The following is a 12,727-nucleotide window of genomic DNA, read 5'->3' as shown; positions in this document are numbered from 1 at the left end:
CGCACCACTAGCCGCCGAACGAGCAGAACGGTGGGGGGTCGTCCGGGTCCTTCGGGATGCCCAGCGTCGCGCAGTCGAACGCGCTGCCCTGCCCGTGCACCCGCCAGCCCTGGCTGGTGCTGTACCGGAACAGGTACATGCCGTCGCCCTGCTGGTTCCGGTCCCAACCCGTGGCCCAGCCCTTCCAGCAGTCCACGGTGTCCGCGGCGATCCGGTAGCCGCCCGGCAGCCCGGGCACCCGATCCAGCGTCGCGGCCGTGACCGGGCAGCCACCCTCGGGACGCTCACTCGTCGCCATGGTGGGCGGCCCCGACGGCGAGGTCGACGCCGGACGGGACGGGGACGAGGACGGTGCCGGTGGCGCGGAGGCGTCCGGCCGGGCGACGGTGCAGCCGGCCGCCGCGGCGACCGCGACGAGAGCAGCGGGTACGAGAATCCGTGAGCCGATGAGGTGCGTCATACCCCTGTCCAGCCCTCGCGCGCCCGAAGGGTTGCCGGCCCGGAACAAGATTTTCCGCCGCCTTCTGAGAGCCCGCCTCCATCCCTGGGCGATGTCAGACCCGTCGATTAGAATGTATGTACTAATCGAGCTTTTGACCTGGGAGGATGCTCGTGACCGCGCCCACCTCCGCCGCCCCCGTCACCCCCTACGCCACCCTCCTCGGGTTCACCCGCTACGTGGACCGCACCGGGCCCACCAAGGCCACCTTCGTCGGCGGCCTGCGCAAGCAGCGGGCGAGCCGGCACGGGTTCAACCCGCACGGCCAGTTCGTCAAGGCACTCAAGGCCGACGTCGCCTTCCACACCGGCGGCACGCACCTGGCCCAGGTGGCCGACCTGGTCAAGCCGCGCTGGCGCCCGCTCTACGAGGCGCTGGTGCCCGGTGCGACCACGTGGCTGCACTCGCTCGGCGAGCCGGCCGGCGTCGACCTGGCGCAGACCCGCGACGCCCTCGCGATGCTGGGCGACCTGCCCGTGAAGATCAACCCGCAGTTCGGCGTGCGCTACGCCGACGGTCGCGCCGAGGCGATCCGTCTGCACTTCGACGAGGCCCCGCCGAGTGAGGAGACCACCCTCGCGACCCTGCACCTGATGGCCCGGCACATGGACGCGGTCCTGCCGCACGCCGAGCCGGTGCTGGTCGACGTCCGGCGCGGCGAGTCCCACCGGATGCCGGCCGACGTCAAGCCGGAGCAGGTCGAGCAGTGGCTGGCGGGCGAGGCCGCGGCGTTCCGCGCCATCTGGTCCACCGCCGCCTGACCCCGCACCGCGCCCGGCGCCGTCACCGGCGCCGGGCGCGGTGCAGCAGGTACGCGGTCACCAGGCCACCGGCCAGCACGGCCGCCGCACCCACGGTCTGCCCGGTCTCCAGTGCCACCCGGAAGGCATCCCGGACGAGCGCGCGCTCGCCGTCGGTGCCGGCGGCGGCCAGCGCGGCCGGGAACGAGCCGGCCCCGGCCACCGCGGCGGGCAGCAGGGCGGCGAAGCGCGCGTTCAGCACCGCGCCCAGCACCGCGACACCCAGGCTGCCGCCGACCTCGGTCATCGTGCCGTCGACACCCGCCCCGGCGCCGGCCCGCTCCGGCGGCAGCGCGCTCACCACCGCCTCGACGATCGCCGGATTGGCCAGCGCGCAGCCGGAACCCATGAGCAGCAGGCCGCCGAGCAGCACCGGATACCCGTCGCCGGGGGTGTACGTGACGGCCAGCAGGCCGACGGCGAGCAGTGCCATCCCGACGGCGACCGCGGCCGGCCGTCCCATCCGGCGGATCAGCGCGGCGGCCACCCCGGTGAGGTTGAGCACCACGATGGACAGCGCGAACGGCGCCATCCGAAGCCCGGCCTCCCAGGCCGGATAGCCGCGGACGAACTGCAGGTGCTGGGTGAGCAGGAACAGCGCGCCGGTCGCACCGAAGGTGATCAGCACGACCCCGGAGACCGCGCCGGTGAACCGGGGGTCGCGGAACAGCCCCATGTCCAGCATCGGGTCGCTGACGCGGTGTTCCCAGGCGACGAAGAGGCCGAGCAGCACGGCGCCCGCGACGGCCGCGGCGAGCACCGCCGGAGCGACCCAGCCCTCCTCCGGCCCGGCGGTGATCGCCCAGACCACACCGGTGAGCCCGGCCGTCGACAGCAGCACGCCGAGCACGTCGAGGCGGCCGGTGACCGCCTTACGGGACTCCGGCACCAGCAGCCGGACGGCCACCAGGCAGACCAGCACCACCGGCACGTTCACCAGGAAGATGGCCTGCCACGGCAGGTGGGCCAGGATGGTCCCGCCGACCGGTGGCCCGACCGCGAAGCCCAGCGCGCTGGTCGCCGCCCAGACCCCGATGGCCCGCTGCCGCGCCGGCCCCTCGAACACCTGCACGGCCACCGCCAGGGTGGCCGTGACCAGCAGCGCGCCGCCGACACCCATCCCGGCCCGGGCCGCGATGAGCTGGCCGGTGGTGGTGGCCAGCCCGGCCGCCAGCGAGCCGGCCCCGAACAGCACCAGCCCGGCCAGCAGCATCCGCCGCCGGCCGTACCGGTCGGCCGCGCTGCCGGCGCTGATCAGCAGGCCGGACAGGACCAGGGCGTACGCGTTGATGATCCACTGGACCTCGCTGGTGCTGGCGCCCAGCTCGGTGGTGAGCACCGGCACGGCCACGGTGAGCACGGTGTTGTCGAGCACCACGGTCACCTGGGCCAGGCAGAGCACGGCCAGGATCCACCAGCGGTGCCGCAGCACCGCCGGCCCGACCGGGGCGACCGGCGCGGCGAGGGCGCTCACGGCTGCGGGGCGTACGGGGCGAGGGGGTTGGCCAGCGTCCCGACGAACTGGAGCGCCGCCGACGGGTCCGCGAGGTCGACCATCTGCTGGTTGTTGCGCAGTTGCAGCCGGTTGAGGCAGGAGAGCACGAACTCCGGGGCGAACAGGTCGTGCCGCCCGGCCAGGTGCGGCACCGACGCCGTGTAGGCGCCGACGCACTCGGCCACGGTCCGCCAGAACATCTCCTCGTCGAGGATCCCCTCGGTGGCCAGGATCGCGTTGAGGTGGCGCAGGAACGAGTCGAACACGTCGGTGAAGACGCAGAGCACCTTCTCGTCCTCGGGCACGGCGGCGCGGATCCGGCCCACCGCGTCGGGCAGGTCGGCCGACGGGTCCATCACCACGACTTCCTCGGCGATGTCCTTGAAGATCACCCGCTCCACCACGCCGTCGCGGAGCACCAGGATGACGTTCTCGCCGTGCGGCATGAACGCCAGGTCGTACGCGAACAGGGCGTGCAGCACCGGCACCAGATAGGCGTCCAGGTAGCGGCGCAGCCAGTCGGCCGGGGCCAGCCCGGACCCGGCGATCAGCGCACCGGCGAGGGAGCGGCCGGCCCGGTCGACGTGCAGCAGCGACGCCATGGTGGCCGGCCGGCGGCCCGGCTCCAGCCCGGGCACCGGGCTCTCCCGCCAGAGCGCGGCGAGCATCTTCCGGTACGGCGAGTACCGGTCGGTGGCCGCCTCGAACTGCCGGTGCCGGTAGCCGATGGCCGCCCGCTCCCGGATGATCGACAGCCCGGTCCGCCCGAACACCGGGTCGGCGGCGATCAGGCCGGCCAGCCAGTCGTTGATGGCCGGGGTGTGCTCCATGTACGCGGCGGACAGCCCGCGCATGAAGCCCATGTTGAGCACCGAGAGCGCGGTCTTCACGTAGTGCCGGTGCGGGTCGGTGAGGTTGAAGAAGGTGCGCACCGACTGCTGGGCCAGATGCTCGTCCGGCCCCTCGCCGAGCGGCACCAGGTGCCGCCGTGCCACCTCGCCGGCGAAGGTGACCGCCAGCTTGTTCCACCACTGCCACGGGTGCACGGGCAGCAGGAGGTAGTCGGCCGGGTCGAGGCCGAGCCCGGTGAGGGTGCGGGCGAACCCGGCCAGGGTCTCGTCGCCCAGTTCGGCCCGGACATGGGTGTCGTAGTCCAGGTCGGCGGCGCAGGTGAACGTGGTGTGGTCGCGGTGCGCGGCGAGCCAGAGCAGCCGGACCGGCTGGCCGGCCTCCGGGGCGTACCGGTGGTGGTCGTGCACGCCCCAGCCGATCCGCCCGCTGTTGGCCACGAAGCACGGATGGCCCTCGGTCATGGCCGTCTCGATCTGCTGGAAGTCCGCCCCGACCAGCTCCGCCGCCGTCAGCTCGGGCCGGGCCGACTTGTAGGCGAGCCCGGCCAGGGTGGAGGTGATCTCCTCCAGGTAGACGGGCAGGACGGCGTCGGTGAGGCCGAGCGCGCCGCGCAGCTCCAGGCAGAGGTCGACCGCGTCCAGCGGGGCCTCCCGCCCGTCGACGTGCCGGGTCAGGCCGGCGGGGTCGATCCACCAGTGGTTCAGGCTGAGCCGCCGGGCCGCGAAGCGGTACTCGACGGTGCCGTCGTCGCTGCGTACCCGGTAGTGGCCGGGGCCCTGCCGCTCGGGGGTGATGAGCCGTTCGTGGGCGAACTCGGCCAGGGCCTTGCGGACCAGCCGGCGGTTGGCGGCGGCCCACAGGTCGGGGGTGAGGTGGTCGACGGCGGCGGAGGGGGTGGTCACGCGGGGTACCTCTCAACGGGTGGCGGCGAACTGCTCTCGGGTGCAGACGCTGAGCAGGGCGGTCTTCTCGGGCTTGGCGATCGGGCCGACGACGCGGAAGCCGACGGCCGCGTTCAACGCGTGCACGGCGGTGTTGCGCACGTCGGGCTCGACCACCACCCGGCGGGTGGCCGGGTCGGCGAAGAGCCAGTCCAGCACCGTGGTGATCACGGCGAGGGTGAAGCCGTGCACCGGCGCCTCGGTGGGCGCGCAGAGGAAGTGCATCCCGACGTCGCCCTCGGCCGGGTCGTAGAGACCGACCAGCTCGACCCGGGCCGGGTCGTAGCGCTCGGCCAGGAACGCGGGCCGGCCCTGCCAGCACCCGAGGTACGCGTCGTGGTGCGGGTGCGCGGCGATCCGCCGGTACTCCTCGGCCACCCGGGCGACGTCGGCGTCCTGCATCATCCAGAACACCGCCTTCGGGTGGGTGACCCAGCCGTGCAGCAGCGCGGCGTCGGCGTCCGGGTCGAGCGGGCGGAGGCTGAACTCCCCGAGGCGCGGGTCCACCCGGTGGTGCGTCGGCATGGTCATGAGGCCACCCCGGCCGGGGCGCCGAACTCCTGGAAGGCGATGCTCTTCTCGATCGGGTAGTGCTCGCGGCCGGTCAGCTCGCGGATGATCCACGAGTTGCGGTAGGGCCCCATGCCCAGGTCGGGCGAGGTGACGCTGTGCGTGTGGGTGCCGGCGTTCTGGAGGAAGACGCCCCGTCCCGTGTGGTCGATGCTGTAGTTGCGGGCCACGTCGAAGCGGCCGTGCCCGTCGAAGCGGAGCCGGTCCCGAATGGGGTCGAGGAAGGCGGGCACCCGGTAGTGGTAGCCGGTGGCCAGCACCAGGCCCTCGGTCTCCAGGGTGAAGTCGCGGCCCTGCTCGACGTGGCGCAGCCCCAGCGTGTACGCGCCGCGCGCCGGGTCGTGGGCGGCCTCGGTCAGCTCGGTGTTGGTGAGCAGCCGGGTGGGCACCGGTCCGCCCACGGTCTTCACGTAGAGCAGGTCGAAGATCGCGTTGATCAGCTCGGCGTCGATGCCCTTGAACAGCCCCTTCTGCTCCGCCTCGAGGCGGTAGCGGGTCGGCTCGGGCAGGGCGTGGAAGTAGTCCACGTAGTCCGGAGAGGTCATCTCCAGGGTGAGCTTCGTGTATTCGAGCGGGAAGAAGCGCGGCGAGCGGGTGACCCAGGTGAGCTGGTAGCCGTGGGTGTCGATGTCGGCGAGCAGGTCGTGGTAGATCTCGGCGGCGCTCTGCCCGCTGCCGACCACGGTGATGCTCCGCTTGCCGCGCAGCGCCGCCCGGTGCTCCCGGTACCGCGAGTTGTGGATCACGTCGCCGCCCAGCCCCGCGCAGGCCGGCGGGACGTGCGGCGGGGTGCCGGTGCCGAGCACCAGCCGGCGGGCCCGGTGGGTGACCTCGCGGCCGTCCACCCGGGCGCGCACCACGTACCGGTCGTCCGTGGCGTCGTACTCGATCGCGGTGACCTCGTGTCCGAACCGGACGTTCGGCAGCTTGGCGGCGGCCCACCGGCAGTAGGCGTCGAACTCGCTGCGCAGCGGGAAGAAGTTCTCCCGGATGTAGAACGGGTAGAGCCGGCCGGTCTCCTTGAGGTAGCTGAGGAAGGAGTACGGCGAGGTCGGGTCGGCCAGCGTGACCAGGTCGGCGAGGAACGGCGTCTGCAGGTGCGCGGTCTCCAGCAGCATGCCGGGATGCCAGTCGACGTCGTCGCGGGCCTCCAGGAAGAGGCCGTCGAGGTCGGCGATCGGGGCGGTCAGGCAGGCCAGGCCGAGGTTGTACGGGCCCAGCCCGACGGCGATGAAGTCGTGGGTCGACATGGTTCTCCAGAACGGGCCGTCAGCCGACCGGGCAGGTCAGCTCGTCGGCGGTGCGGGTGCGGGCGTACCAGCCGGCATGTTCGGCGATCAGGTCGAGGACCGCGGCGACGTCGTCCCCGGTGGTCTCGGGGTTCAGCAGGGTGAACTTCAGGTGGTGGGCGCCGTCGACCCGGGTACCGGCGACGAGCGCGGCGCCGGAGGCGGCGAGGGCCTCGCGGGCGTACAGGTTGGCGTCGTCCACGAGGTCGGCGGCCAGGCCGGCGGGGCGCCAGCGGAACACCAGGGTGCTCAGCGTCGGCCGGGTCACCACCTCGAAGCGGGGGTCGGCGTCGAGCAGGTGCCAGGCCTCGCCCGCGCGGTCGACCACCTCGTCGAAGAGCGCGCCGACCGCGTCCGCGCCCATGATCCGCAGGGTGAGCCAGAGCTTGAGCGCGTCGAAGCGGCGGGTGGTCTGGAGGCTCTTGTCGACCTGGTTGGGGATGCGCTGCTCGACGGCACGGGCCGGGTTGAGGTAGTCGGCGTGCCAGGTGGCGTGCCGCAGGGTGCGGCCGTCGCGCACGAGCACGGCGCTGGAGCTGACCGGCTGGAAGAAGGACTTGTGGTAGTCGACGGTCACCGAGTCGGCCCGCTCGATGCCGTCGAGCAGGTGCCGTCGGGTCGGTGAGACCAGCAGCCCGCAGCCGTACGCGGCGTCGACGTGCAGCCACACGCCGGCCGCCGCGCAGATGTCGGCGACCTGCGGCAGCGGGTCGATGCTGCCGAAGTCGGTGGTGCCGGCGGTGGCGACGACGGCCATCACCAGCAGCCCGTCCGCCCGGCAGCGGGCGATCTCCCGGGCCAGCGCGTCGGGGCGCATCCGGCGCTGCGCGTCGGTGTCGACGGTGCGCACCGCGTCCGGGCCGAGGCCGAGCAGCCGGGCGGCCTTCTGCACGCTGAAGTGGCCGGCGGCCGAGGTGAGCACCCGGAGCCGGGACAGCGCCCCGGGTCCGGGCCGCAGGCCGGCCCGTGCCCGGGTCTCCTCGCGGGCCAGCAGCAGCGCCTGGAGGTTGGAGTGGGTGCCGCCGCTGGTGAACACCCCGTCGGCGGCGGGGCCGAGCCCGATCCGCTCGGCCGTCCAGTCGACGAGCCGGCGCTCGATGAGCGTGCCGCCGGCGCTCTGGTCCCAGGTGTCCAGCGAGGAGTTGACGGCGCTCAGCACCGCCTCGCCGAGCAGGGCCGGGATCACCACGGGGCAGTTCAGGTGGGCCAGGTAGCGGGGGTGGTGGAAGTAGACGGCGTCGCGCAGGTAGATGTCGTGCAGTTCGTCGAGGGCCGCGCCGGTGTCACCGAGCGGCCGGTCGAGGTCGACGGCCGCGACGCGCGGGGCGAGGTCGTCCGGGCCGACCCCGGTGAACGGCCGGTCGGCGGTCGCGACCCGGCGGGCCACCCGTTCGACACCCTCGGCCAGCACGCCGCGGTAGCGGTCCAGCGTGCGGGCGGTGAACAGGTGGTCCCGGGCGGCGGCCGGACCGGCGCCGGCCGAGGGGGCCGGAACGGTTGCTCCGGGCAGACTCATGGGCAGTCCTCAGTGGTCGGAAGCGGACACAACGGCGACGGTGCGACGGCACGGACGGTCCGGAGTTGATCGTAACTTAGGTTACCCTAACCTAACTTGCCGGGGTCAAGAGGTCGGGTGCCGCCACGCCGGAATCGGCCCGGCCGACGGCCGCCGGCCCCGCGGGGAAGCGTCGCTGGTGGAGCACGCCGGTCACTACGGCGAGGCCGACCAGCACCACGCAGCCCAGGGCGACCGCGGGGTAGCCCAGCCGGTCGGCCGCGGCCAGGCCGGCCGAGGCCGCCACGAACGAGCAGACCAGCCCGAACGAGGAGAGCACCGTGAAGTCGGTGCCGCCGGTGTCCGGCCGGGAGTAGTCCATGTTGACCGTGTAGAGCACCACGTTGGCCACCGTGTACGCGGCCAGGAACAGGCCGAGCGCGACCACCGTCCCGGCCAGCGGCGCGCGGCCGGTCAGCAGCGGCAGCAACAGCAGCGTGGACACGGCGAGGGAGGCGCCGGCCACCACCAGCACCCGGGACCGGCCGTACCGGCCGATGCCGAGCCCGGCCAGCAGGCCGGCCGCGATCGCGGGCACGCTCGTCACCACGCCGGTTATCACGCCGATCCGCGCGAGCGTCCAGCCGGCGTCGACCAGCGCCGGGGTTACCAGCGCGTACGCCGCGCCGGCCCCGACGTAGAGCAGGGGCACCACGCCGAAGGTCCACCACCGGCAGCCCGGCTGGGCAAACACGGACAGCAGCGCCCGGTACGCCTGCGCCGTGGAGGGCACCCGGTCGGTGCGGGGCGGCTCGCGGAACCGCCACACCACCAGCAGGCCGGCGGCGGTCAGCGCGGCCAGCAGCAGGATCGCCGGCTGCCAGCCGTACCGGTCGTAGACCACCACGCAGGCGCCGCCGCCGAGCAGGTTGCCCAGGTAGCTGGCGGCGACCTGGATGCCGTTGCCGGTGCCGCGGGAGCGGGCCGGGAGCAGCCGCACGGCCACGGCGTCCACCGCGATGTCCTGGGTGGCGGAGAGCAGTACGTACGCGAGGCAGACCGCCACCACCGGGCCGAGCCGGTCGGCGGGGCGGTCGAAGGGCAGCAGCGCGGCCAGCGCCAGCACCAGTCCGGTCTGGAGCACCAGCAGCCAGGAGCGGTAGTGGCCACGGTGGCGCGAGCCGTACCGGTCGAGGATCGGGGCCCAGAGGAACTTGACCGGCCACACCAGACCGACGATCTGGAGCAGGGCCAGGGTCTCCAGGGACGTGCCGCCGTCGCGCAGGATCGCGGTCAGCCCGACGGTGATGAACCCCACCCCGAGGTACTGGGTGACGTAGAGCGTGGTCAGCGTGCCGAGGCGGCCGGTCACCGGGCGCTCCAGTAGCCGAGCGAGGTCACCTGGTGCTTGCCGACGCCGAGGGTGCGGCGCAGGTGCCGGGTGATGTCGCGGGTGCTGGCCGCCTCGGCGGCCACCCAGTAGTGCGCGTCGTCGGCGGCCGGCAGCGCGTCCCGGACGGTCTTCACGAGGCCCTCGCCGTCCCCGCCGCGCGGGATCCAGGTGACCTCGTGGTGGTTCCGGGCACGCGGCGCCAGCGCCCGCTCGCCGTCGTGGGCGTACTCCAGCCAGACCGTGGCCGGCACGTCGGCGGCGGCGTCGAGCAGGCTGTTCACCGCCGGCAGCGAGGCGGCGTCGCCGACCAGGTAGAGGTGGCGCGGGGCCGGCTCGGGCAGGGCGAAGGCGCTGCCCTGCACGGTGGCCTCGACGGTGTCGCCGGCGGCCGCGGTCTCCGCCCACCGGGCGGCGCACCCGTCGTGCAGGGCGAACTCGAGGTGGAACCGGCCGGTGGCCGGATCGGGGTCGACAAGGGTGTACGCCCGCTGGTGCGGCTTGCCGGCGTTGTCGAACCAGAGCCGGATCCACATGGTGGGGTGCACGCCGCAGGCGTCCAGCAGGCCGCCCCCGTCCACCAGCAGCCGCCGGTACCGGTCGCCGACCGGCTCGTTGTCGAGCACGGTGAGCCGGAAGTTCCGCCCGCCCATGGCCCGAAGCACCAGCGCTTCCCAGTTCCGCTTCAACGTGACCCCTCCAGTAAGGTCTGGCTTAGTTAGGGGAGGGTAACCTAAGTTGATGTTCATGATGTGGCCGGCCGGTGACGTCTCCGCGACGGCCGGCCGGTGAGCGGCATCCGGCGCGACGCCTGGGGTGTCCCGCAGCTGTGGGGGGACGACGTCGACGAGCTGGCCCGGCTCCAGGGCCGGGCGGCCGCACTGGACCGGGCCTGGCAGATCGAGGTCGAACGCTGGCGTGCCGAGGGGCGGCTGGCCGAGCACCTCGGCCCGGCCGAGCTGGGCTGGGACCGGTTCGCCCGGCGGGTCCGCCTCGCCGACACCGCCGCCCGCTGCTTCCGGCGGCTCTCCCCCGCCACCCGCCGCTGGGTCACCGCGTACGTCGACGGGGTGAACGCCGGGCTCGCGGAGGGTGCGGCCGGCGCGCCCGAGTTCGCGGCGACCGGCTGCGCCCCCGGCCGGTGGCGGCCATGGTCCCCGCTCGGCGTCTTCCTGGTCCAGCACATCCTCTTCGGCACCTTCCCCAACAAGCTCTGGCGCGCCCACGTCGAGGCCACCCTCGGCCCGGTGGCGACCGGCCTGTTCGCGGTCGAGGGACCGGGCGGGTCGGGCAGCAACGCCTGGGTGGTGCCCGGCGACCCGGCCGCCGGCCGCGGGCCCGTGCTGGCCGGCGACCCGCACCGGGTGCTGGAACTGCCCGGCGTCTACCAGCAGGTCCGGCTGGCCTGCCCCGAGTTCGACGTGCTCGGGTTCGCCTTCCCCGGCGTGCCGGGGCTGCCGCACTTCGGTCACGCTGGCGAGGTGGCCTGGGCGGTCACCAACGCGATGGCCGACTACCAGGACGTCTATCGCGAGCAGGTGCGCCGCGAGGGCGGGCGGGTGCTGGTGCGGGACGCCGACGGCTGGCTACCTGCCCGCCACCACGTCGAGCGGATCCGGGTGCGCGGCAGGGCCCCCGAGCCGGTCGAGGTGATCGAGACCCCGCGCGGACCGGTCATCGACCACGACCGGCACACCGGCGAGGCGCTCAGCCTGCGGATCCCCGCCCGGGTCGAGGCGGACCTCGGCTTCGACGCGCTGCTGCCGCTGCTGCGGGCGCGGACCGTCGACGACGTCAGCGAGGCGCTGCGCGGCTGGGTCGAGCCGGTCAACAGCGTGCTGGTGGCCGACCGGCACGGCGGCGTACACCAGCTCGTGGCCGGGCTGGTGCCGCTGCGCGACGACCGCTGCCGGTGGGTGCCGACACCCGGCTGGGAGCCGCGCTACCGGTGGTCCGGCCGGTACGCCGAGACCAAGCCGGTCGAGGTGGCCGGGATCGCGGTCTGCGCCAACGACCGCCGCGACGACGTGGCCGACCTCGGCGTCGACTTCGCGCCCCCGCACCGCGCCGCACGGATCCGGGACCTGCTCGCCGCGGACGTGCCGTCCCACGCCGTGCACGTCGACACCCGCCTCGCGGCCGGGCCGCTGCGGGCGGTGCTCGACCGGCTCGACCCGGCGACGCTCGACCCGGGGGCACGGGCGCTGCGGGAACGGCTGCGCGCCTGGGACGGCCGGATGGCCGCCGACAGCACCGACGCCGGCGCCTGGGCGGCCTGGCGGACCGCGCTCGTCCGCCGGCTGCACGACCACCCCCGGCTGCGCCCGCTGCGCACCCCCGCCCGGTACGACGAGCTCTTCGCGCCGTGGACCGACCCCCTCGCGCGGCTCGGCCACGCCCTCGACGGGCTGGTGAGCGGGGCGGGCCGGCTCGGGGTGGACGTCGACGCGGTCGCCGCGGCGGCGCTGGCCGAGGTGGCGGCGGCCGGCCCGGCCCGGGCCTGGGGTGAGCGGCACCGCCTGCAGCCCGTGCACCTGGGCGCGGCCCCCGAGGTCGACGCCGCCGTGGCGGCGATGCGCGACCGGGTGGCCCTCGGCGGCGACACCGACTCCGTGCTCGCCACCTCCAGCGTCCCCGGAGTCTCCGACGCCTGCTGGCGCGGCCCGGTGGCCCGCTACGTCTGGGACCTCACCGACCGCTCGCGCAGCCGCTGGGTGGTGCCGTTCGGCGCCTCGGGCCGCCCGGGCGACCCGCACTTCGACGACCAACTGCCGCGCTGGGCGGCCGGCGAGCTGATCCCGGTGCCCGACGCGGACCTCAGGCGAGAAGGAGACCCGTCATGACGTACCAGGAGAAGTTGCCCGACCTCGGCGAGCTGCGGCTCGTCCCGGTCGACCCGGCGGCGGACGCGGCGCTGCTGCACGGCTGGGTGACCCAGCCGTGGGCCCGGTTCTGGGGCATGGGCGAGCACACCGAGGCGGAGGTGCGGGAGGTCTACACGTTCCTCGACGGGCTGGCCACGCACCACGCGTACCTCATCACCCTGGACGGTGCGCCGGTCGGCCTGTTCCAGACCTACCGGCCCGAGGCCGACCCGGTCGGCGAGCGCTACCCCGTCCGGCCCGGCGACGTCGGGATGCACCTGCTGCTCGCGCCCGGCCGGCAGCTCCCGGGCCTCACCTCGGCGGTCGGCCCGGCCCTGGCCCGGTACCTCTTCAACGACCCCACGCGGCAGCGCATCGTCGTCGAGCCGGACGTGCGCAACGAGCGCGCGCTGCGCCGGCTGGAGCGGGAGGGCTTCACCTTCGCCGCCGAGATCGACATGCCCGACAAGCGGGCCCAGCTCGCCTTCCTCACCCGCGACCGGTTCGAGGCCGACCACCCGGCCTGACGAAC

Annotated in this window: 11 protein-coding genes; 3 read left to right on the top strand and 8 right to left on the bottom strand. The window is 74.3% G+C overall.

Going from position 1 to position 12,727, the window contains the following annotated elements:
• Positions 1–7: 7 nt before the first annotated feature.
• Complete coding sequence (locus GA0070214_RS31525) at positions 8–298, bottom strand: hypothetical protein (RefSeq protein ID WP_139141864.1); 291 nt, start codon at positions 296–298, stop codon at positions 8–10.
• A 314-nt stretch (positions 299–612) separates the two neighbouring features.
• Here GA0070214_RS31525 and GA0070214_RS15685 point away from each other — a divergent pair, with 314 nt between their 5' ends.
• A complete protein-coding gene (locus GA0070214_RS15685) occupies positions 613–1,260 on the top strand; it encodes a hypothetical protein (protein ID WP_091263986.1) in 648 nt (215 codons plus the stop codon).
• 22 nt (positions 1,261–1,282) lie between these two features.
• On the opposite strand, the gene GA0070214_RS15680 is transcribed toward GA0070214_RS15685, so the two are convergent.
• From GA0070214_RS15680 to GA0070214_RS15650, 7 genes are all read right to left on the bottom strand, one after another.
• Positions 1,283–2,773: an MFS transporter gene (locus tag GA0070214_RS15680; RefSeq protein ID WP_091263450.1), complete on the bottom strand. Its 1,491-nt coding sequence runs from the start codon at positions 2,771–2,773 to the stop codon at positions 1,283–1,285.
• Positions 2,770–4,548 carry an IucA/IucC family protein gene (locus GA0070214_RS15675; RefSeq protein ID WP_091263448.1) on the bottom strand — a complete coding sequence of 593 codons (1,779 nt, stop codon included), beginning with the start codon at positions 4,546–4,548 and terminating at the stop codon, positions 2,770–2,772. The genes GA0070214_RS15680 and GA0070214_RS15675 overlap by 4 nt, the downstream gene beginning before the upstream one ends.
• Positions 4,549–4,560: 12 nt before the next feature.
• Positions 4,561–5,112 (bottom strand): GNAT family N-acetyltransferase, encoded by a 552-nt coding sequence (locus GA0070214_RS15670; RefSeq protein WP_208602804.1) that lies wholly within the window; start codon positions 5,110–5,112, stop codon positions 4,561–4,563.
• Positions 5,113–5,114: 2 nt separating this feature from the next.
• Positions 5,115–6,407: a lysine N(6)-hydroxylase/L-ornithine N(5)-oxygenase family protein gene (locus GA0070214_RS15665; RefSeq protein ID WP_091263444.1), complete on the bottom strand. Its 1,293-nt coding sequence runs from the start codon at positions 6,405–6,407 to the stop codon at positions 5,115–5,117.
• Positions 6,408–6,426: 19 nt separating this feature from the next.
• Entirely contained in the window at positions 6,427–7,962 is a 1,536-nt protein-coding gene (locus GA0070214_RS15660) for a pyridoxal phosphate-dependent decarboxylase family protein (RefSeq protein ID WP_091263442.1), read from the bottom strand.
• Positions 7,963–8,053: 91 nt separating this feature from the next.
• A complete protein-coding gene (locus GA0070214_RS15655; RefSeq protein WP_091263440.1) occupies positions 8,054–9,313 on the bottom strand; it encodes an MFS transporter in 1,260 nt (419 codons plus the stop codon).
• Entirely contained in the window at positions 9,310–10,020 is a 711-nt protein-coding gene (locus tag GA0070214_RS15650; RefSeq protein WP_091263439.1) for a siderophore-interacting protein, read from the bottom strand. The genes GA0070214_RS15655 and GA0070214_RS15650 overlap by 4 nt, the downstream gene beginning before the upstream one ends.
• 99 nt (positions 10,021–10,119) lie before the next feature.
• Between GA0070214_RS15650 and GA0070214_RS15645 the strand changes: the two genes are divergently transcribed.
• A complete protein-coding gene (locus GA0070214_RS15645) occupies positions 10,120–12,174 on the top strand; it encodes a penicillin acylase family protein (RefSeq protein ID WP_139141863.1) in 2,055 nt (684 codons plus the stop codon).
• Entirely contained in the window at positions 12,171–12,722 is a 552-nt protein-coding gene (locus GA0070214_RS15640; RefSeq protein ID WP_091263438.1) for a GNAT family N-acetyltransferase, read from the top strand. Before GA0070214_RS15645 ends, GA0070214_RS15640 begins: the two co-directional genes overlap by 4 nt.
• The last annotated feature ends 5 nt before the right edge of the window (positions 12,723–12,727 follow it).

The organism is Micromonospora chaiyaphumensis, from assembly GCF_900091435.1.
In the GTDB taxonomy this organism is placed as follows: Bacteria; Actinomycetota; Actinomycetes; order Mycobacteriales; family Micromonosporaceae; genus Micromonospora; species Micromonospora chaiyaphumensis.
The sequence above is the reverse complement of the archived record's forward strand: the minus strand, read 5'-3'. Positions and strand labels throughout refer to the sequence as shown.